The 19,332-nt window shown below is 68.4% G+C and carries 24 protein-coding genes and 1 pseudogene; 13 read left to right on the forward strand and 12 right to left on the reverse strand.

Annotated elements, in window-relative coordinates:
• Window positions 1-274: 274 nt before the first annotated feature.
• The 4 genes and pseudogenes from ACQEVG_RS36470 (at window position 275) to ACQEVG_RS36485 (ending at window position 3,234) form a co-directional block, all read left to right on the forward strand.
• A complete protein-coding gene (locus ACQEVG_RS36470; protein WP_432991965.1) occupies window positions 275-1,648 on the forward strand; it encodes an NAD(P)-binding domain-containing protein in 1,374 nt (457 codons plus the stop codon).
• Window positions 1,649-1,677: 29 nt separating this feature from the next.
• Entirely contained in the window at window positions 1,678-2,142 is a 465-nt protein-coding gene (locus ACQEVG_RS36475; protein ID WP_432991967.1) for an ArsI/CadI family heavy metal resistance metalloenzyme, read from the forward strand.
• 7 nt (window positions 2,143-2,149) lie between these two features.
• A pseudogene (locus ACQEVG_RS36480) lies at window positions 2,150-2,386 on the forward strand (MFS transporter); the annotation flags it as partial.
• A gap of 239 nt (window positions 2,387-2,625) precedes the next feature.
• Window positions 2,626-3,234 (forward strand): hypothetical protein, encoded by a 609-nt coding sequence (locus ACQEVG_RS36485; RefSeq protein WP_432991969.1) that lies wholly within the window; start codon window positions 2,626-2,628, stop codon window positions 3,232-3,234.
• 89 nt (window positions 3,235-3,323) lie between these two features.
• On the opposite strand, the gene ACQEVG_RS36490 is transcribed toward ACQEVG_RS36485, so the two are convergent.
• Window positions 3,324-4,421 (reverse strand): glutamate--cysteine ligase, encoded by a 1,098-nt coding sequence (locus ACQEVG_RS36490; RefSeq protein WP_432991971.1) that lies wholly within the window; start codon window positions 4,419-4,421, stop codon window positions 3,324-3,326.
• 320 nt (window positions 4,422-4,741) lie between these two features.
• On the opposite strand from ACQEVG_RS36490, the gene ACQEVG_RS36495 reads away from it, so the two are divergent.
• Window positions 4,742-5,584: a class II glutamine amidotransferase gene (locus tag ACQEVG_RS36495; protein WP_432991973.1), complete on the forward strand. Its 843-nt coding sequence runs from the start codon at window positions 4,742-4,744 to the stop codon at window positions 5,582-5,584.
• 149 nt (window positions 5,585-5,733) lie between these two features.
• Here the strand turns inward: ACQEVG_RS36495 and ACQEVG_RS36500 are convergent, their stop codons facing one another.
• Window positions 5,734-6,420: a gamma carbonic anhydrase family protein gene (locus ACQEVG_RS36500; protein WP_432991975.1), complete on the reverse strand. Its 687-nt coding sequence runs from the start codon at window positions 6,418-6,420 to the stop codon at window positions 5,734-5,736.
• Between the two features lie 340 nt (window positions 6,421-6,760).
• Here ACQEVG_RS36500 and ACQEVG_RS36505 point away from each other — a divergent pair, with 340 nt between their 5' ends.
• Window positions 6,761-6,937: a hypothetical protein gene (locus tag ACQEVG_RS36505; RefSeq protein WP_432991978.1), complete on the forward strand. Its 177-nt coding sequence runs from the start codon at window positions 6,761-6,763 to the stop codon at window positions 6,935-6,937.
• A gap of 89 nt (window positions 6,938-7,026) precedes the next feature.
• The gene (locus ACQEVG_RS36510; RefSeq protein ID WP_432991981.1) at window positions 7,027-7,236 is read left to right on the forward strand and encodes a hypothetical protein; all 210 of its coding nucleotides are present in this window, start codon (window positions 7,027-7,029) and stop codon (window positions 7,234-7,236) included.
• A 43-nt stretch (window positions 7,237-7,279) separates the two neighbouring features.
• Here the strand turns inward: ACQEVG_RS36510 and ACQEVG_RS36515 are convergent, their stop codons facing one another.
• From ACQEVG_RS36515 to ACQEVG_RS36530, 4 genes are all read right to left on the reverse strand, one after another.
• Window positions 7,280-8,188: a GlxA family transcriptional regulator gene (locus tag ACQEVG_RS36515; protein WP_432991984.1), complete on the reverse strand. Its 909-nt coding sequence runs from the start codon at window positions 8,186-8,188 to the stop codon at window positions 7,280-7,282.
• A 10-nt stretch (window positions 8,189-8,198) separates the two neighbouring features.
• A complete protein-coding gene (locus ACQEVG_RS36520; RefSeq protein WP_432991987.1) occupies window positions 8,199-8,798 on the reverse strand; it encodes a cysteine hydrolase family protein in 600 nt (199 codons plus the stop codon).
• A 517-nt stretch (window positions 8,799-9,315) separates the two neighbouring features.
• Entirely contained in the window at window positions 9,316-9,543 is a 228-nt protein-coding gene (locus tag ACQEVG_RS36525; protein WP_432991990.1) for a hypothetical protein, read from the reverse strand.
• 22 nt (window positions 9,544-9,565) lie between these two features.
• On the reverse strand, window positions 9,566-10,564 hold the full coding sequence (locus ACQEVG_RS36530; RefSeq protein ID WP_432991993.1) for a trypsin-like serine peptidase: 999 nt from the start codon (window positions 10,562-10,564) through the stop codon (window positions 9,566-9,568).
• Window positions 10,565-10,798: 234 nt separating this feature from the next.
• On the opposite strand from ACQEVG_RS36530, the gene ACQEVG_RS36535 reads away from it, so the two are divergent.
• The 4 genes from ACQEVG_RS36535 (at window position 10,799) to ACQEVG_RS36550 (ending at window position 12,536) form a co-directional block, all read left to right on the forward strand.
• Window positions 10,799-11,158, forward strand: a complete 360-nt coding sequence (locus tag ACQEVG_RS36535) for a hypothetical protein (protein ID WP_432991996.1) — start codon at window positions 10,799-10,801, stop codon at window positions 11,156-11,158.
• Window positions 11,159-11,376: 218 nt separating this feature from the next.
• The gene (locus ACQEVG_RS36540; protein ID WP_432991999.1) at window positions 11,377-11,790 is read left to right on the forward strand and encodes a hypothetical protein; all 414 of its coding nucleotides are present in this window, start codon (window positions 11,377-11,379) and stop codon (window positions 11,788-11,790) included.
• Window positions 11,791-11,903: 113 nt separating this feature from the next.
• Window positions 11,904-12,155, forward strand: a complete 252-nt coding sequence (locus ACQEVG_RS36545) for a hypothetical protein (RefSeq protein ID WP_432992002.1) — start codon at window positions 11,904-11,906, stop codon at window positions 12,153-12,155.
• A gap of 3 nt (window positions 12,156-12,158) precedes the next feature.
• A complete protein-coding gene (locus ACQEVG_RS36550; protein WP_432992005.1) occupies window positions 12,159-12,536 on the forward strand; it encodes a toxin Doc in 378 nt (125 codons plus the stop codon).
• Window positions 12,537-12,577: 41 nt separating this feature from the next.
• Here the strand turns inward: ACQEVG_RS36550 and ACQEVG_RS36555 are convergent, their stop codons facing one another.
• Window positions 12,578-13,399 (reverse strand): SCO6745 family protein, encoded by an 822-nt coding sequence (locus ACQEVG_RS36555; protein WP_432992008.1) that lies wholly within the window; start codon window positions 13,397-13,399, stop codon window positions 12,578-12,580.
• Between the two features lie 342 nt (window positions 13,400-13,741).
• Between ACQEVG_RS36555 and ACQEVG_RS36560 the strand changes: the two genes are divergently transcribed.
• A complete protein-coding gene (locus tag ACQEVG_RS36560; protein WP_432992011.1) occupies window positions 13,742-14,143 on the forward strand; it encodes a DUF3662 domain-containing protein in 402 nt (133 codons plus the stop codon).
• Window positions 14,144-14,312: 169 nt separating this feature from the next.
• Here ACQEVG_RS36560 and ACQEVG_RS36565 read toward each other — a convergent pair whose 3' ends face one another.
• The 3 genes from ACQEVG_RS36565 to ACQEVG_RS36575 form a co-directional block, all read right to left on the reverse strand.
• Window positions 14,313-14,591 carry a GlsB/YeaQ/YmgE family stress response membrane protein gene (locus tag ACQEVG_RS36565; RefSeq protein ID WP_432992014.1) on the reverse strand — a complete coding sequence of 93 codons (279 nt, stop codon included), beginning with the start codon at window positions 14,589-14,591 and terminating at the stop codon, window positions 14,313-14,315.
• A 381-nt stretch (window positions 14,592-14,972) separates the two neighbouring features.
• Entirely contained in the window at window positions 14,973-15,755 is a 783-nt protein-coding gene (locus ACQEVG_RS36570) for a calcium-binding protein (protein WP_432992017.1), read from the reverse strand.
• A gap of 68 nt (window positions 15,756-15,823) precedes the next feature.
• Window positions 15,824-16,609 carry a calcium-binding protein gene (locus ACQEVG_RS36575; protein WP_432992020.1) on the reverse strand — a complete coding sequence of 262 codons (786 nt, stop codon included), beginning with the start codon at window positions 16,607-16,609 and terminating at the stop codon, window positions 15,824-15,826.
• A 695-nt stretch (window positions 16,610-17,304) separates the two neighbouring features.
• Between ACQEVG_RS36575 and ACQEVG_RS36580 the strand changes: the two genes are divergently transcribed.
• Window positions 17,305-17,868: a dihydrofolate reductase family protein gene (locus ACQEVG_RS36580; protein WP_432992023.1), complete on the forward strand. Its 564-nt coding sequence runs from the start codon at window positions 17,305-17,307 to the stop codon at window positions 17,866-17,868.
• Window positions 17,869-17,929: 61 nt separating this feature from the next.
• On the opposite strand, the gene ACQEVG_RS36585 is transcribed toward ACQEVG_RS36580, so the two are convergent.
• On the reverse strand, window positions 17,930-18,439 hold the full coding sequence (locus ACQEVG_RS36585) for a transposase family protein (RefSeq protein WP_432992026.1): 510 nt from the start codon (window positions 18,437-18,439) through the stop codon (window positions 17,930-17,932).
• Window positions 18,440-18,581: 142 nt separating this feature from the next.
• Window positions 18,582-19,289, reverse strand: coding sequence for a helix-turn-helix domain-containing protein (locus ACQEVG_RS36590; RefSeq protein WP_432993171.1), 708 nt, complete (start codon window positions 19,287-19,289; stop codon window positions 18,582-18,584).
• Window positions 19,290-19,332 lie beyond the last annotated feature (43 nt).

Raw genomic sequence — 19,332 nt, forward strand, 5'->3', positions numbered from 1 at the left:
TGCAAACCCGCCTGCGTGGGCGTTCTTTGCTTGCGCGGTGGTCGGTACGGATCTCCGCGTCCAGCCGGTCGGCGTGCAGCAGGTGGGCGACCACCTCATCCCGGTGCGGATGCCGCTCTGGGTTCCCGCCGAAGGGGGCTGGAAAACGAGCCCGCGACATCGAGACGCCCCATCCCCACGCTGTTTTGATAAATGTCTATGTTGACGCTCATCGAAACAGGTGCCATGCTGGCAGCGCAAGCCATCGACGGATGTCGAAACAGGAGGAGTCATCGTGACTGCGCCGATTACCGAGGTGCCCGCCGCCGCCCTGCCGACCGTGGTGATCGGAGCCGGCCCGATCGGCCTGGCCGCCGCCGCCCACCTCGTCGAGCGTGGCCTTGAGCCCCTGGTCCTGGAGGCTGGGGACAGGGCGGGGAGCGCCGTTCGCGAATGGAGCCACGTACGCCTCTTCTCCACCTGGGCCGAGCTCGTCGACCCCGCCGCCGAGAAGCTCCTGGCCCCGACCGGCTGGACCGCGCCCAACGGCGCGACCTACCCCACCGGGGGTGACTGGGCGGAGAAGTACCTGCAGCCGCTGGCCGACGCTCTCGGCGACAAGGTGTGCTTCGGCGCCCGTGTCACAGGCGTCTCGCGCCTGGGTCGCGACCGCGTTGTCGACGCCGACCGCGAGCAGCAGCCGTTCACCATCCACGTCAGGAACGCCGACGGCAGCGAGGAGCGGATCACCGCCCGCGCGGTGATCGATGCTTCCGGTACCTGGTCCACCCCGAGCCCGATCGGCGGTGACGGTCTCCCTGCTCTCGGCGAGCGGGCGGCCACCGACCGCATCTCCTACCGTGCGCCCGACCCCAAGGACCCTGCCGTACGCGCCCGTTACGCGGGCAAGCGCACCGCCGTGATCGGCTCCGGCGCCTCCGCCTTCACCGCCCTCGCTTACCTCGCCGATCTGGCCAAAAAAACCCCCGGCACGCACGCGGTCTGGATCCTGCGCCGCGGTATCGGCGGCTCCACCTTCGGGGGCGGCGAGGCCGACCAGCTGCCCGCCCGCGGCGCACTGGGACTTGCGGCGAAAGCTGCCGTCGACGACGGATACGCAGACGCCGTCACCGGCTTCCGCACCAGCGCCGTCGAGAAGGCCGGCGACCAGCTGCTGCTCGTGGCCGAGGACGGCCGCCGCCACGACCCGGTCGACGAGATCATCGCTCTCACCGGTCTGCGCCCCGACCTGTCGTTCGTCTCCGAACTCCGCCTGAGCCTCGACGAGCGCCTCCAGGCCCCCGTCGAGCTGGCCCCGCTGATCGACCCCAACGTCCACTCCTGCGGCACCGTCTACCCCCACGGCGCGGGCGAGCTCTCCCACCCGGAGAAGGACGTCTACCTGGTCGGCATGAAGTCCTACGGCCGTGCCCCGACCTTCCTCGCCATGACCGGCTACGAGCAGGTCCGCTCCGTCGCCGCCTCCCTCGCCGGAGACCAGGAAGCCGCCGAACGCGTCGAGTTGACCCTGCCCGAGACCGGAGTCTGCGGTGGCGCGGGCCTCTTCGACGACCCCGACGCCATCCAGGCGGACGGCGGCGGCTGCTGCGCTGCTCCGTCCACGCCCCCGATCGACATGGGAGCCCCGGCCGCCTCCGGCGGCTGCTGAAGCCTCAACCCCTACTCAGGAGGTTCGTCATGTCCCGCGTACAGCTCGCCCTCCGCGTCCCTGATCTCGCCGCATCCATCGCCTTCTACACCAAGCTCTTCGGCACCGAGCCCGCCAAACTCCGCGACGGCTACGCCAACTTCGCCATCGCCGAGCCCCCGCTCAAGCTCGTCCTCATCGAAGGCGCGGCGGGAGAGGACACCCGGTTGGACCACCTCGGCGTCGAGGTGGAAACCACCGACGCCGTCCAAGCCGCCACCACCCGCCTGAGTGACGCGGGCCTGGCCACCGCCGAGGAGAACGACACCACCTGTTGCTACGCGCTCCAGGACAAGGTCTGGGTCCACGCCCCTGGCAAGGAACCCTGGGAGGTGTACGTCGTCAAGGCTGACGCCGACACCCTGACGAAGCAGCAAGGCAGCACCTGCTGCTCCAACCCGGCCGCCAATGAGATCAGTGCGGCCGAGCCGGTCGCCGCAGGCGGCTGCTGCTGACCTGACAATGACCGACCTTCACACCCGCGAGGCCGCGACCGGAACAGGGGACTGGTCGCGGCCTCGCGCCGCGCTGCCCGCCCTGTGCGCCACCCAGATCACCAGCTGAGGCATCGTCTCCTGCGCCTTCCTCGTCCTGCTCCCGCCTCTGACCGCAGACACCGGCTGGTCCACAAACGCCGCCACTGGCGCGTTCTCCGCCACCCTGCTGGTCTCCGCCCTCGCCGGGATACCCGTCGGCCGCACCCCCGCCTCCGTGCCCAGGTGTCCCGGCCGTGCATGAGCGCGTATAGAGAGGGCTCAGTCGCTTTGTCTGGACCTTTTAGGTGGCCTTGCTTCGCGCCGTCGCCTGTAAACCCGGGACGCTACAGCTGATCGGCCTACCTTTCACCCTCACGGCTCGCCGGACCGGACGGTTCGTCCTAGCGTCGGGTACAGGAGCCGGTGGCTCCATGGGCTTGGCGATCGGTACGAGGAGTACTCATGTTCATTCAGGTCATCCAAGGCCACGTCAGCGACCCCGCGGCGCTGCGAGCGCGGCTCGACCGCTGGCAGGCGGAAATCGCTGCGGGCGCTACCGGCTGGCTCGGCTCCACAGGGGGTGTGACCGGTGACGGCACATTTGTGGGAGTGGTCCGCTTCGAGTCCGCGGAAGCGGCGCAGCGCAACAGCGACCGGCCGGAACAAAGCGCGTGGTGGTCGGAGACCTCGAAGCTCTTCACCGGCGAGGTCACCTTCCACAACTGTCCTGAAGTCATGTCGTACCTGCGGGGCGGCTCGGACGACGCGGGCTTCGTCCAGATCATGCAGGGGCGGGTCTCCGACCCCGCTCGCTTCCGGGAGATGTACGACGCGACCGACCAAGAACAGCTTGCCGCGTTCCGGCCGGACCTGATCGGCGGCACGGTGGGGCTGCACGGCGACGGTGGGTTCACCGAAGCGGTCTACTTCACCTCGGAGAAGGCCGCCCGCGAGGGGGAGCAGAAGGAACCGCCGGACGAGATGAAGGAAGAATTCCAGCAAATGATGTCCCTCATGCAGGACGTCACCTACTTCGACCTTTCGGAACCCTGGCTCAGGTCTCCGAGTTAGCGATCGCCGGTCGCACGTCCATGGACGTTGCGGAACCAGGAAGATGTCGGGATCCAGCCGTCGTGCCGCGCGGTGTCCGGCCTTTGCGGTCAGCCCTGGGTGCGGCTCACGCATTCTGTGACGACGTTTCGGAGGTTGCCGGTCCTCTCCATCAGTTCGCGCTGCACCCGCGCTCCGTTGCCGGTGTCCAGCAGTGTGCGAATCGCTTCCCGGGCGGGCACAAGGTCACCCGTGTCTTCGAGGGCGGCCCGCGCGTGGTCGAATAGCGCCCGCACCACTGTCGCTGCGGGCACGGGCCGCATCGTCAGGGGATGGATCAGCTGGTGCTCCAGACCGTACCGTCCGGCCTGCCAGGCGGCCATGCGCAACAGGGCTACCCCGTACCGGGCGGGCGGCTCGCCCTTCCGCCACTGGCGGGACGCCGTTTCGACCAGGCCACGAGCCAGGGTGGCGAGCAGCACCGTTGTCGACGGGTCCAGGCACACGTCCGCCACCCGGATTTCGACGGTGGGGTAGCGGTGGGACAGCCGGGCGTCGAAGTAGATCATGCCTTCGTCCCGGAGCACGCCGGTGCCGAGCAGGTCTCGCACGTGTTGGTGATACCGGTCCGCGGAGCCGAAGACCTCCCCGGGACCGGAGGAGGGCCAGCGGCCCCAGACCTGGCTGCGGTAGCTGCCATACCGGCTGTCCTTGCCCTGCCAGAACGGGGAGTTTGCGCTCAGCGCCAGGAACACGGCCAGCCACGGCCGGATGCGGTCGAGGACTGCGACACCCTCCTCGTCCGAGTCGACCGAAACATGTACATGACAGCCTCCGGTGAGCTGCTCCTGCGCGGTCAGCCCGAACCGCTCACCCATCCACCGGTACCGCTCGCCGAACCCGATCGAGGGGCTGACGGGTAGAGGAGAGGTGGCCAGCGCGGCGACGGCCGCGCCCACTCCCTGCGCCTGGCGGGCGGCCTCGGCCCGCCAGCGCCGGATCTCGTCCGCGAGATCCCCCATGGCGGCCTGCGGCCGGGTGGCGAACTCGAGCTGCTCGCGTTGCAGCTCCGCTTCGAAGACCTCGTTCCTGTCCTCGCGGACGGCCTCCCGGGAAGCGGCCGCCAGCACGGCCGCCGACAGGGCCCGAGGCTCACCGGTCTCGGCGTCCACCAACAGCAGTTCTTCCTCGACACCCACGCTGCGCACGACGACTGCCTTTCCGCGGCCCGGCCGCAGCGGTCCCTCTTCTTCTGCATACCGCCGCCCGGAGTCTCTCATCCACGGTGCCGGCTAGTGGACGGATGCCCGCCGAACGGGCAGCGACACCTCGCGGCGCCGGCTCGTGGTGCCCACGCCAATCACCCGATTGCCGACCAGTGAATGGGGAAAGCGGGCCGGCAGCGGAAACCTGACCTGCCGCGCTGCGAGCGACGCGGTGAAGGGCGATAGCGCCGCAGCCGATTCGGGGCTTAACTGACGGTGCAGGCTCATTCAGCGGAAACCAGCGGAAAGGGGAACGGTCGCCCATGTGCCGGTGGCTCGCTTACTCGGGTACGCCCATCCGGCTCGAAAACGTTCTCTACCGGCCGGAGCACTCCCTGATCGACCAGAGCCTGCACTCCCGGCTCGGGGTCGAGACGACGAACGGTGACGGTTTCGGCGTCGGGTGGTACGCGGAGGACGCGGCCACTCCGGCCGTGGTCCGCGACACGGGTCCGGCGTGGAACAACCGCAATCTTCGGGAGATCGCGGGCCATGTCCGGTCCCCGTTGTTCTTCGCCCACGTCCGGGCTTCGACCGGGTCGGCCGTACAGCAGACCAACTGCCACCCGTTCCGTCACGGCCGCTGGATGTGGATGCACAACGGCGCGATCACCGACTTCCACCGGTTGCGGCGTGACCTCGCCATGGCCGTCGACCCCGTGCTGTTCTCCCTCATCGAAGGGTCGACGGACTCCGAGGTCATGTTCTTCCTGGCCCTCACGTTCGGCCTGGACCAGGACGTGCCCGGCGCCGTGGCGCGGATGGCCGGATACGTCGAGACGGTGGGCCGGGCAGAGGGAGTGGAGTTCCCTCTCCAGATGACGATTGCCGTGAGTGACGGCGAACAGCTGTGGACCTTCCGCTACTCCAGTGAGGGTGCGTCCCGCTCGCTGTACTACAGCAATCGGGTGGAGACGTTGCGCGCCCTCCACCCCGATGTGGAGTTCCTCCAGGATGTGTCCGAGGGCACCCGCCTTGTCGTCTCCGAGCCGCTGGGCGGCCTCCCTGGCGCCTGGAACACTGTCCCGGAGAACAGCTACAGCGTTGTTCACGCCGGAGAATTCGACCTGCGGCCCTTCGTGCCCCACCCCGACGGGCAGGGGTGACAGACAGGTACGGACAAGCCGAAGATGTAGTTCTCCTGGAGTAGGTATCTGACTCCACCTCAGCCTTCTCCGGCATGCGCTGATGGCGGAGCCTGCGGACCGCGAGGCGAGTTCGCGCGTGCTGCTTCCAGTCCGCCAAGGGCGTAGGCTCAGATCTGACGGTCGTTCCGATGGCGGCCAAGGGCCCTACCGAAACGCTCTGAGATGCCCGGCATAAGGCTCTCGCCGTCAGCCGGCCGGTCCAGGCCGAAGACGTAGCCAGGGAAGTCCAGTTCCTTCTGCACAGCCCAGATTGCCTCGTGATCCTGGGGCGGAAGAATCCGCGCCGGGTCGCCCACGGCTACCCAACCGATCGGCACCATCGAGTCGGCGGGCAGCACCGTGCGCAGGTGCACGATGCCGTTGAGGCGCACCTCCGAGCGCGTCCCGATGCGCGCGCCGTTGAACACCCGGCTGCCGGTAGCCAGGAATACCTCGTCCTCCGCCGAGCATCCGGTCAGGTACGAGGTGGGGCCGACCAGGACCTGCCGCCCCAAGCTCAGTGGATCGCGGCGTGTCCCGCGCAGGACCGCGTTCTCCATCACGATGCAGTCCTCGCCGAGTTCCACGGGACCGCCTTCGGCAGTGAGCACGGCGCCGAACAGCACCCGACACCCCGCTCCCACTCGCACGTCCCCGCTCAGTGTCGCGGTCGGCGCGACATAGGCAGTGGGGTGCACGGTCGGCGAACGGCCCTCGTGATCGATCAACATGCCCGCGATCATGCCGCAGCCCGGGCCATTTGCGCGCACCATTCCACCAGGAAGACCCCAGGCGCCCGGCACCAGGCTGCTCAACGAGCAAGACATCCCCATGGGCAATCGGCACCGGTGTGCAGAAGCCTGAGTCCCTCGTCCGGCGACGGTGCGGGGCCCATGAGAAGGGCGGGGTGGAGGGGGCAGGTCGGCTACTTCCGCCGCAACTGCCTCACCGCCGTCCCGCGCGTCGACTCACTTGACGAACTCAATGCGGCCTCTGCCGAGTTCGAGCGAGGCGAGGAGAACCGGCGCCCAGTCTGCCCGGACCGCTACACCCCCAGGCCCCGAACCGCGTCGCGCGGTGTTCGGCGTTTCGGGTCTGGCAGTGGAATGCGGGGGTACACGAGCCGTACCACAACGAAGAAAAGGGAGCCGCTCCATGCTTGGTATAGCCGCGGCAGTGCTGTTCTTCATCGCCTTTCTCATCAACGCCGCCGACATCACGACCAACGACACCTTCTCCTCCGGGAACATCATGCTCCTCGGCCTTACCCTCCTGGCCCTGCATGTGGCAGGTATCGGCAGTGGCTGGACCGGCCGGGCCCGCAGACGCTAACGGGCCTGGACACTCAGGTGTGGCGACACTCCCGTACCAGACGGCCCCCGGGCTGCTTGTCTGCGGCACCGCAGTCGGCGGTTCGCCGTGTGGAGAAGGCCGCGAGCCGGACATGGGAGGCGGAGCGCGCGCAATCCCTCGACCGCCTCCTGCCCGTGTGCAGCCAACTGCTCGACGTCGCAGCCGCCTCCGGCGAGATTCGAAATCTGATGACCGTCAGCTTTAGCGGGTTCGGCGCCGATCCAGAAGAGCCGCCAGTCTCCCGCCACACTCGACCTCTCGGCCGCAACACGACCTGAGGCAACACAGCGTATGTCCACAGAACACCGCTGCCTGACGCAGTCAGGCCGTGCGGGCGCGGAGGCGGCGCAGCATGCGCGGGTCCTCGAAACCGACTGAGCGGGCGGCAGCGTCGATCGTCGCGCCGTGGCTGATCAATTGCTGGGCGCGTTCGAGGCGGAGGGTCTGCTGGTAGCGCAGTGGGGTGAGCCCGGTGGCCCGGCAGAAGAGGCGGGTGAGGGTGCGTTCGCTCACGCCGACGGACGAGGCCAGGGTGGGCAGGGGGAGCGGTTGGTCGAAGCGGGCGTCGATGAGGTCCTGGGTGCGGTGCACGGTGTCGTCGAGGTGGGACCGATGCCGGAACATCGCGCTGGACTGCGGCTCATGGCCATTGCGGCGAGCGTAGACGACCATGTCCCGGGCCACTTGGGCTGCGACGGCCGGGCCGTGCCGGGTCGCGACCAGGTGCAGGGCCAGATCGATGCCGCTGGCGATGCCGGCCGAGGTGATCACGCGGTCGTCGGCGGTGAACAGGACGTCGCGGACGACGACCGCCTTGGGGTGGCGCAGGGCCAGCTCGTCCTGCACGTCGTGGTGGGTGGTGCAGTGGCGGCCGTCGAGCAGGCCGGCCTGACCGAGCGCCTCGGCTCCGGCGCAGACGCTGGCCACCGTCCCGCCCCTGGCGTGGTGGTCCCGGAGGACCTGTAGGGAGGCAGCGCCGATGGCGGGGCCGTCGGCCAGGGCGACTTTCCGCCAGCCGGGCACGACAATCAGATCCTCGGGCCCGAGCTCGGGCCAGTCGAGCCCGGCCACCAGCGGCAGCCCCTGGGCGCTGGAGACCTGGGGCTGCTCGGCGACGTAGGCGAGCGTGTAGGGGTGCCCGAAGTCGGCGGCCGTGGAGAAGACCTGCGCGGGGCCGGCCAGGTCCAGCAAGTGGACTCCGGGCACCAGGAAGAAGACGATATGGCTCACGATTCGGTCATCATGCCTGAAGTCCTGCTGCGGCCTCCAGCTGGTCGACCGTTGCGATGGTGGCGAAGCGTCCGGCGAGGGCGTACTCGGTGCGCCTGATGACCTCTTCGGCAGGCAGCGTGCGGGGGTCGGCCAGCAGCTCGGCGACGCTCTGGTCGGCGGGAGCGTCGCGGTGCGGAATGGGATTGGTCGCGGTCGCGTCGATGACAAAGGTGACCTGGTAGCCGAGGTCGCTGGCGACGCGGGTGGTGGTCTCCACGCACTGCTCGGTGCGGATGCCGCAGACGGTGAGCTCGCGGATACCGCGCTCGGTGAGGAGCTGCTGCAGGTTGGTGGTGGTGAAGGCGTTGTGGGAGGTCTTGTGGATCAGCGGCTCCCCATCCGCTCGCTCCAGCTCCTCCATCAGCCGGACATGGCCGAGGACCGGGTCGAAGACATCGCCGGTGCCGGGCTCGGCGTGCAGTACCCACACCACCAGATCCCCGGCCTGACGGGAGAGCCGGACCAGGCGGTTCACCTGGTCGGCGATCTTCAGGTCGGAGGTGGTTGCCCATAGCGGACGGGCGCGGAAGGACTCCTGGACATCGATGACGATCAGTGCTCGGGTCATGTCCCCAATCCTGAGCCGCGCGAGCGGGGTGGCGACAGGCCGCATCGGGTCCGGCAGCGGACCGATCCGGTCATCAGTGGGTCAGGCAGTTGAGCAACCACGGCAGGGGCGTGAGGAACTGATCACGGGAGCGGGTCGAGAATGCATGACGGGACGCGTGGATGTGCTGCGACGCTACCGACGAGTGGCGAGGAACCAGAACGCAGAAATGCCCCACCCGGCCCCGATTGCGACCGGTGCCGAGGCACAGCGGGCGTAATTGAGGTCGGGTGGGGCTCGTCGTCGGGCCGTGGTCGTGTCGTAGAGGGGCGTGTCTCCGACCGGGACGACGCCGGGAGGCAGGTACTGGCACTCCCCGAATCCCGTACATCAGGAAGGAACCGCGGACATGGGCAGGGGCTGCGTTCCGAATGATCGTGTGCGTGTTTCCGGCCGATGGGGAACGGATGGAGTGGGCGAAGGCGATGCGCCGTCGGGCCCGCGCCACCCCGCGGTCCGGCTGAGCCATCCGCCGGATTCAGCCGTCTTCCGGCATAGGTGCGGGCCGGCCCCCTGTCGCCCGTTCCGGTGTCCAGTAGTCCTGCACCTCTTGTGGACTCTGCCGCACCTCGCTGCCGGTGCTTCTGGGGTCCGGCTGGTGCTCGGGACCCCGGTTGGCCGTGGCGGTACGCCATGCGGCTGTCGCCGCGACAGCGGCAAGCAGGACGCCCACGACTCCCCATCGGCGGGAGCTGCTGTGACCCATGGGACCGTTCCTTGTCAGGAGGTCAGGTGACGCTGCCCTGGGCGTCGAACATGCCCTTGACCGCGTCGTCGAAGTAGGAACTCCGGTTCCATCCGCCCGAGGAGATCGTACTCATCGCCCCATTCACGTTCCCCAGGCCGTTGGCGTCGTTGAACTCCCGCAGCCATGGTCCGCCGCTGGATCCGGGGCCGAAGTCACACTGAAGTTCGATGCGGCCGTCGCTCACCCCGCGTGTGGTGCCCTGGCAGGCCCATTGGAGCTCGCCGTTGTCGCGGTTGCCCGGGTAGCCCATCACGGTCATCGCCTGGTTGCGCGAGTAGTTCCAGCTCAGGCCGTGACCGCCGGTGACGTTGACGATCTTGTTGCCGTTGAGCGGCCAGGTGGTCACCATGGCAACGTCCCGGCCGAGGTCGCTGCTGCTGATCCAGGAGTTGAAGGTGCGGAACTGTTTGGCGGCGTACGTGCCGAACGGGCGGGCGCCCGAGCGGTAGCGCGGGACGTAGACCCAGTTGGTCATCCACGTGCCGCCGCTGCCGCCGTGGACGCAGTGCCCTGCTGTGATGAGCATCTGTTTGGAGGCGCTGTTGAGAGCGCTGGCAGAACAGGCGTAGTTGAGTCCGTTGCTCGGGTTGGTGAAGTACACCTTGCCCACCGCTGCGGATTCGTTGACCAGCGTCCGCTTGGTGTCCGACCGCGCTCGGCCCGGCGAGGTCGATCCCGGCGGGCCGGTGGGTCCGGCCTTGACGCGGACTGCCCGCGGCGCATCCTTCACGTTGAGCGGGACGGCCTTGCTCATCCGCTCTGGTGTCCAGTATCGGGACAGCGCGGCGGCTGCCGCCGAGTCGACCGGCGTGCCGTTGGAGAGCCGCGCCGTGGGACTGGCGGTGGTCGCGGCCCCGGCGGGCACGGCGGCGGGTCCGGAACCGGAGTCGGCGGGTCCCGCCAAGGCGGGACCTGCCCCGGCCAGCGCCAGTAACGCGGTGGTGGCCAGCGGCAGTAGCGCGTGTCTCAGGTTGCGCATAGGTGGTGCCCCCAATGGTTGAATCGTGCGTACATTGCTGCACTTTCGCCTTCAATGTGCGGAGCAGAGCGACGGTAGGTCCGGCAAGTGCCCGCGGGATAGTAAGAAATGAGCCCGTCCGCTCATTCGTATGGACTCCTGCGGATTCCGGACAGTGCGGATTCATCGATTTCCTTCTGAGGCTCGGCCTGCTCGGACAGTGAGGAAGGAGGCAGAGATCGACATACTGGGCTGATGCGGCTTGCCTACGCCCACGAAGCGGTCCTCGTCACGCACCCAGACGCGGACCTGCGGGCGCCAGGTGCGGCAATCACCGTAGAGCTGTGCGGACACTGGGAACACCCGCCACCGTGCCCGCTGGCCGCGCACCACACCCGAGTTGAACAGGTCGGGGACCGGGTGGTTCTGCGGACGCTGTTTGCCACCGAGCCCGCCGACGAGCAGGTGGTGCGTGACCGCATCGACATCGCCCTGTCCGCCGGGCAGATGCATGGCCCCGACGGTGCGGTCACGCACTGGCGGCTGCACAGCAGTCGGCGCAGTGACCTGACCGCCGAGGAGGCGCGCCATGCCCAGCGCCTGACGGGCACCTGAGGCGGGCACCGCTCCGATCCGAATCGTCAGTGGCTTCCACGGCAGGATCGTCGCACGCACCAACCGATCGGCCGACGAGCAATACGTCCGCAGCCGCCGTGAAGGTTGGGCTTCTCGTTCACGTTCTGAGGAGGATGTGAGTGCGGAGGAGATCGAGTTGGGCTCTGCCGTATACGGCCTTTTTAGGCTGTGTTTGATTCCAACGGGAAGGGGTGGCGATGGCGACCTGGGGACTGATCGTCGAGACGACCATGGGCATGGGGGAGCGCAAGCACGCGGAGGCACACGTGATGGCGCACGTGGAGGGTGCGCGCGAAGAGGCGCTGGCGGAGCTGGAGAGGCGTGCCCGGCGCTATACGCCAGAGCACCCCAGGAGCCCGAAGCGCCGCCGGCTCTTCCGGAACAGCGACGGCTTCCTACTGGTCATCGATGGCAGCTGGCAGTCCTTTGGCACCCGGTTCACGATCGCGGAGCTGGTGGAGGACACCGCTGCGCCGGCAGAGCCCACGGCCACACGCCAGGCCGGGCCGGAGCCTGCGGACACGGTGCCGCCCCCGTCACCGTCCGAAGAGCGATACCCGGACGGGGTGCCGGTAAAGCCGGCGTGGCTGGGACGCACCGATCTGCCGTGACAGCCGCCGCACCCTCGCGGCTGCGGGCGCCAAAAGGAAGTGCGGTACCCGCCGCAAGGCGTCATGAGCTGGGTAAATGTACCTTACGGTACCCAGGGGGTACCGTAAGGGCCATGTCAGCTCTCAACATTGACTTCCCCGATCAGGAGCTCCAGGAGATCCGGGAGATCGCCTCGGCGCTCGGCATGACGATGAAGGCGTTCGTCCGCGCCTCGACTGCGGATGCCATCGCCCAGCACCGTGCCCTCAAGGAAGGTGCTGAGGTGCTCCAGCGGGTCTTCAACGACCCCGCGCTCGCCGCAGCCATCGACGATGCCGGCATCGACGACGGCCCTGCCGAAAACAGTGCAGGCCGGGCCGCCTGACTGATGCCGCCTATCCTTCACATCGACGTGCAGTGGCTCCTGCAACAGCAGGAGATCGCTATGCCCGATCAGGCGGTCGTCTCCGACTTCTCGGCGCTGGTCGCAGCAGTGGCACGGCACCGTGTGGACCCGCCCCGTCTCGGTGTCGATTCCGATCCCGCGTGGCGCGCCGCTGCTCTGCTCCACACACTCGTCCTGCTCAAGCCGCTGCCTGCCTACAACGTCCGCTTTTCCTGTGCGGTGACCATCGCCTACATGCACGCGAGCGGAGCAGGTATCGACGCTCCCTACGGAGAACTCGTAGAACTCACCAAGCAGCTGATTGCCGGGAAGGCCACTGTGTTCGACGCAGCCGACACCATCAGGACCTGGCGGATCTGAGCGCCGACGCAGAGCCCGGACAAGGCGGCCCGGTGCTCGCGTCAGCCCACGGTGAGGAGGCCTGCTTCGACGACGGCGCGGCCGAACGGCATCGCCAGTTCCGCGAGGCGCTCGCAGTCCGCCTCCCCCAGAGCGGCGTAGGCGGGCAGGGCCAGGGAATCGGTGCGGTCCTCGATGTGCTGCCGCACGGCGACGCCTTCGGGGCTGAGGGTGTCGCCGTCGAGTAGACCTCGCTCACGGAGGTCCCCCGAAGCAGCGGTCCACTTCTCCTCGGGCCAGGCGCGACTGCTCTTGAGGAACTCGACCGGAACGGTGCCGGTGGCACTGTGCAGAATCAGGGCCTCCAGGCCGCTGAGACCTTCACTGAGCAAGCATGCGACATGGCCGTCTCCGCGGAACTCCCGCAGGAGGGTCTGGGCGTGCCACAGCCGCTGTACCGGATCCGTCGGCCAGGGCAGGGCGGCGTGGGCGGCGAACAGCGGGCGTCCGTGCACATGCTCGCCGGCCGCCTCGGCGGCACGACGGGTCAGCGTCAGGATGTCCTCCAGCCCGGGCAACTCCCCGATGCCGGCGCGCCGCAGGGCCTCCCGCACGGCGGCATGCCGCGCGTGCAGCACCTGCTCCGGCGTCGCCGCGGCCCACGCTTGGGGGAGTACCCGCCGTATGACATCCGGGTTGAAGTTGTAGAAGGTGGCGATGACCAGCTCGGCGGGAGCCCGGCCGAAGACGGCACTCCTGGACGCGAAGTAGCCGGCTCGCCCGCTGAGGCCGAGTTCCTTGTACCGTCGCGCGCCCTCGGGAACGAAATAGATCATGCCGTGCAGGGGCTCGAGCCGGCGCCAGGCCTCTCGTGCTGCACCCATGGGTCACCTCTCGGGGAAGTCGGAGAGCCGGGCGTTCGCCAGACTCCCTTCTCGCTTCGTGCTCGCAGGTGTTGCAGCAGTACCGACTGGTCGGTCAGCCTTGCGGCCTGACAGGGCACTGTCAAGACTGGGCCGCGGGCCACTGCGTGCCTTCCGCGTTGCATCCCAGGACGCCGAGCCGAGCCTTGGGCCGGCGCGCTGCGGACCCACGGCTCTCATCCAGATCGTGTAGGAGAAAACGGACGGCATCAGGTGCCCACTGAGGTCTGAACGAGAGAAGCGGGCGACGTCGCCTCTTGGGCACGGGCGTGATCAGGCGGTGTCACGGGCACGCGAAGTGTCATGGGAACTCTGAGGCAGTGGGAACAGGCGCTTGAACGCTGGCAGGACGCCTTGGTCGCGAAGTTCTTCCACCGTGAACCGGTCGAGCTGCTCGACAAGCTGAGGGCCGAATGCGACAACCAGGCCGTGGTGTGCAGCCAGACCCGTGTGGTGGCGCCCAACGCGTACGAAGTCGAAATCGACTCCAGCCTGCACAAGGAAATGGCCCGGCACGCGCGGCAGGTGGGGCAGGCGCTCATGGACAGTCTCGCGCGGCACGGTGAGAGCCGCGGCTACGAATGGGCAGGCCCGCTGACGGTACGCGTGACGGCGGCGTCCCATCTGCCCAACGGCCGATACCGCGTCGCCTGCCGCGCCATGCCCCATGTCCGCGCCGACGCGTTCCCTTCAGCGAGCGACTAGGCGCCCGGTGCGATCGAACGCTTCCGGGCCGCCCAACCCGACCGCATCGAGGCCCCTGCCTCGCACACGCGTAGCTCGTGCCTGTGTGGCTCCCACCTGCCAGACGGTGGGAGCCACACAGGCACGAGCTACGGGGCTTCTCGTCTCTGTGGGTTTCGCGCGCCGCCCGTCAGGCGTGCCGGTGGGAGCGCCTGTTTCCGGTGATGAGCCGGTAGAGGGCGAGCAGGATCAGGGAGCCTACGATCGCCGCGACCCACGTGGAGAGGTCGAAGAAGCCGTCGATCGAGTCGACGCCGAAGATGACCTTGCCGAGCCAACCTCCGAGAAGGCCGCCGGCGATACCGATGAGCATGGTGATGATGATGCCGCCGGGGTCCTTGCCAGGCATCAGAAGCTTGGCGATCATTCCGGCGAGCAAGCCGATGAGTATCCAGGCGATGATGCCCATGATGATCCTCTCCCGTCTTGGGGATGTACGGCTGCGTTCACTTATCGTCTGCGCCGGGAAGGCAGGTTTAAACAGCGACATCCACGCCGCCTCATCCACCGCGGCCCGGAGCCGTGTCATGGTGACCATCGGCGGACCGAAGGTGATCGGATTCGGCATCGCCCGCCTCGGATGCCTCCACCACCGGCGGTCTGACCGCACCGAGACCTGCACCCGCCCGACTGCCCCCAGGCGCGTGCTGGGAGAGATCCTGCGGCAGGTACCGCCGGACACGATCTCCCACAGCGTGCTCTGCCCGTCGGCCGGGGCAAGGAGCAACGGGCCGCGCCCCGGCCGGCCGCTTCACGCGGTCTCAGCCGCGAACGCACATCCGAGGTGCTGTCAGGGGCAGTTGACCATCGAGTCGCCGATGTCGCGGTTGCAGGAGTCGAAGGCGAGACCGCCGTCGAGGCTGTCGTTGGCGTTGACGCCGTCGGTGGCGTTGAGGGTGTCGTTGCCCTCGTCGCCGCTCAGGGTGTCGTTGCCGCTTCCTCCGGCCAGGGTGTCGTTTCCGGGGTTCCCGTTGAGGGTGTCGTTGCCCTCGTCCCCGTTGAGGGTGTCGTTTCCGGCATTGCCGTTGATGGTGTCGTTCCCTCCCAGCCCGGAGATGGTGTCGTTTCCAGGCCCACCGTTGATGGTGTCGTTGCCCGGAGTCGCTGCCGTGAGGCCGAAGACCCCGGCCGGGTCGTCGCCCACGAGATGATCCGCGCGGGGGCCGCCGTTGAGCTGGTCCTTGCCGTCGCCCCCGTAGAGAGTGGCCGGAACATCCAGATTCGGGGAGACCGTGATGTCGTCATCCGCGTCCCGGCCGTTGACCTGCACGGCCGTGGGGAGCGGGCACGCCGCGGTGTTCTGCGACCGTGTCTCGCAGGGGGCGACGGCGCGCACCTCGTCCGCGTTGTCCGACACGAGGACGACGCTGCCCTGACGGCGGATGGTGATGTCATTGGCCACGCCCTGATCCGCAGTGACGAGCAGGGTGCCACCGACCATCTCGACCACTGTGGCGTCCGCGAGGTGCCGGGGCTCGGTGGTGAGCGGGGCCGCCGAGGCCGAGGTGCCGGCCAGCGCAGCGCAGAGGAGCGCTCCGGCGGACAGGATCGCGTAGATACGTTGCGCTGTCATGGTTGTGCGTCTCCTTCGTCGTGTCGCTGGCACTGCGGGCCCGTCTGCGCGCCGTTCGCGCTCGCCGGTCACGGGCACTCAGTAACGCTGTCGCCCAGGTCGGCCGTGCAGTTGTCGACCTCCGTGCCCCCCTGGACGTAGTCGTTGCCGCTGACCTCGTCGATGGCGTTGATGCTGTCCCGGCCCGCGCCCCCCTCCACGAAGTCGTTGCCGGTGCCGGCGACCACCTGGTCGCCGCCGTTGCCGCCGCTCACCACGTCATTCCCGGCGCCTGCGTTGATGACGTCGGCGCCGGCCCGGCCCTCGATCGAGTCGTTGCCGGCGCCGCCGAAGATGCGGTCCGGGTCGCTGGCGCCGTTGAGCGTGTCGTTGCCGCCTCCACCGGAGAGGAAGTCGGAGCCTTCGTCGCCTTCCAGGGTGTCGTTGGCGCTGCCGCCCTGGAGGCTGTCGTCACCCGCGCCACCGACGAGAGTTACCCCCGGACTCGCGAGGGATGACGCGACGCTGTCAGCCTGGTCACCGGCGTTGACGACGAGCTCGGTGAGGCTGCCGGCCCCCGGACAGACGGCCTCAGTGGCGCTGACCGCGGTGCACCCGCCGAAAGCCACGATGGTGTCACCGGTGTCCCTCACCCGGATCGTGTCGCCGACCTGCCATACGGAGATGGTATTGCCCAGGCCGACAGCGGCGGTGACGGTGACCGACGTGCCGTTCTTGCTCACCAGCGTGCCGGCGGCAGCGGAGCCGGGCGGCTGAGTACCGGGGGTCGCACTGGCCGGGCCAGTGGTGAGGCACAGCGTGCAGCCGAACACCGTTGTCAGGAGCGCAACGGTGCGATGAAGCGCCTTGTCCATGAGCTGCCTCCTGGAAAGCGTGCGGGATCGTTACTCGGCTCGAAATGCTTTCTTTGCCCTGTGGTGGCATAGCGCAGCGGCGCCACCAGCATGTCTGGAACGGCGTCTGCCGCTTGGGTGCGTTGGGCGGTTCCACGGGCCCCGAATTGTTGGCTCGTCACCTTGGTACGGGACAGCGGAATTTTGCCCGCCGGAAACGGCCGCTTACGGTGTGCTCGCCTTCCCGGCGTTCATGACAGCAGTACGGCAGTGCGTGGTGGCTCACAGCACAACTGGGCGCGCATTGTCGGAAACGTTGCCACACATCGGATGATGCCAGGCGCCCCTCAGCTGCCGGGCCTGAGTATGCCGTGTGGAGACCTTGTGGAGGAGAGGGTTTAGCGCCATTGAAGAGATGATTCCGCGAGTTTCTGACGTGCGGTGCAGGCTGTGCCGGCGGCAGGAGTGCTGCGGAAAGGAACGCCAGGGTGGCGGAAACACCACTCATGGCATCCGAAGTGCGGCATGACTCGTTCGAACGATTCCGCGACAGCACGTGGCCGTTCGTGCGCGGCCGGGAAACAACGTAGTCATTGAGGTTTTCTCAACGAAATGATCTCGTGAGGTGACTCGGCCCAGGGGATCCCGCGAGTCGCGATGGGTCCTGCGGCGTCCGGCGGTCGTACTGTCGAACCCGTTACCGAGGAGGACTTCTGATGCGCAGCGTGACCTATTCGATGAGCGTCTCACTTGACGGCTACATCGTCGGGCCGGACGGCGACTTCGGCTGGACGGTGCCCGACGAGGAGGTCTTTCGCTTCTGGATCGACGAGATTCGACAGGTCGGCGTCCACCTGTTGGGACGACGGCTGTACGAGACGATGCTGTACTGGGAGACCGCCGAGCAGGATCCATCGCTCGACGACTCAATGCTCGAGTGGGCCGCGCTCTGGAAGCCGCTCCCCAAGGTGGTGTTCTCCACGACGCTGTCGGCGGTGCAGGGCAGTGCCCGCCTGGCCTCCGGCGGCCTGGCGGAGGAGATCGAGCGGTTGCGAGCCGAGCCGGGGGAGGGCGACATCGCGATCGGCGGCGCGACTCTCGCCGCCGAGGCGGCCGCGTTGGGTCTGATCGACGAGTACCGGGCTGTGGTCTACCCAGTGCTGGTTGGCGGTGGCATTCCGTTCTTTCCCCAACGCGAGCGCCGGGTGGATCTCGAACTCGTCGAGACCCGCACCTTCAGCTCGACAGTCGTCTACCTCCGCTACCGCGTGGCGCGTTAGCCGGCTCGTCCGCCGACCCCTAGGAAGAACGGGCCAGTCAGTGACGTCTTCTCAGTGAAGATCACTTCCAGTGTCTGTTGAGGACGAGGGCGGCGCGGGTGATGTCGCCGATTCGGCTTGGGCTGAGGGTGACATGTTGCAGGGTGCGCCAGCGTTGTTTGAGTTCGGCGGCGGTGCGTTCGCCCACGGCGCGGACGTTTCTGATCAAGGCGTTCGTTGCGCGGGTGTCGGCGGGCAGGGCCTGCTCGGACTGGCCCTTGGGACAGCGGACGGGGACCCGGATACCGATGCCCGCACCGGTATTGCCCTTGTCCGCCAAAGTCGGCATTCCCTCGGCGGCTGCCTTGTAACGCGCGGGTAGCGCGTGGCGGCGGGCGGCGGTGATATCGGGGGTGGAACCGGGCTCGACGTCGGAGATCCACAACGGGGTGCCGTCCGGGGCGGACAGGAACTGCACGTTGCCGCCGAACGCCTTGTGCTTCTTGCTGCACCACACGTCGTTGCCGTTCTCACGGACGCCGGTGAGACGGTCCGACTCGATGAGCGTGCCGTCAAGGATCACGTGAGTCATCCCCTCCTGCCGGCAGCGGTCCAGTACCTCATACAGATCGACCCTGCCGGACGCTTGAAGGTGCAGCGCGATGGCCGCTCATTCACCGTAGAAGTCACGGCGGACGGGGAGGGTTTGGTCTGCGATGCGGGCTCGGCGCTGCTCACCCAGGTCTCCGACAGGACCGGGCTGACGAGGCGCTCTCGGGCGCGCTCTTGGGGATGCGCAAGCGGGCCGGCGGCCGCACCTCGGCGCTCAGCTCTCGTTCACCGATCACGAGGGCCACCGCTTCCAGACGATCCTCACCGATCAGGACGACTCCGACTGGCCTGTCCGGGGGCGAGGGTGGGCCGGCAGCGGCGGCGAGCCTGGAGGGAGGTCTTCCTGTCCGCGCTGATGACGTATTCGTCTGCACCGAGCGGCTCGCCATTGAAGGTGCGGGCGTACAGGTCCAGCACACGCTCGGCCTTGGGGCGGAGTCGGGATCGGTGATGAAGATCGAGGAGCGGTTCTGCCAGGGCTTGATCGCGTAGCTGGTGAGCCACCGGCGCACGGTGGAGGCCGACAGGAAGCGGGCGATGCCGCGCGCGACAGCCCCGCGGGTCAGTTCCGGGCGGCTCCAACGGGACAGCGGCGCGCCGGTCTCGGCGGGCAGCTGGCAGGCCGGCGCCGTGACCTGGGCGGCCTGCAGCGGGGTCAAGGAGGCCGGACGGCCGGTGCGCTTGCGGTCGGCCAGGCCCGGCAAGCCCGGCTCGGCGAACCGGCCCCGCCAGGTGCGCACGGTGTCCAGGTGCAGCCCCGTCTCAAGGGCGATGCGCGCGTTGGAGCGTCCGCGCGCCGCGCGCAAGACGACCTGCGCGCGCAGGCGCAGCCGGTGCTCGGTCGGAAGTCAACCCCCGAATGTGCGGCGAGGT

This window comes from Streptomyces sp. CA-135486, from assembly GCF_050936555.1.
Taxonomy (GTDB): domain Bacteria; phylum Actinomycetota; class Actinomycetes; order Streptomycetales; family Streptomycetaceae; genus Streptomyces.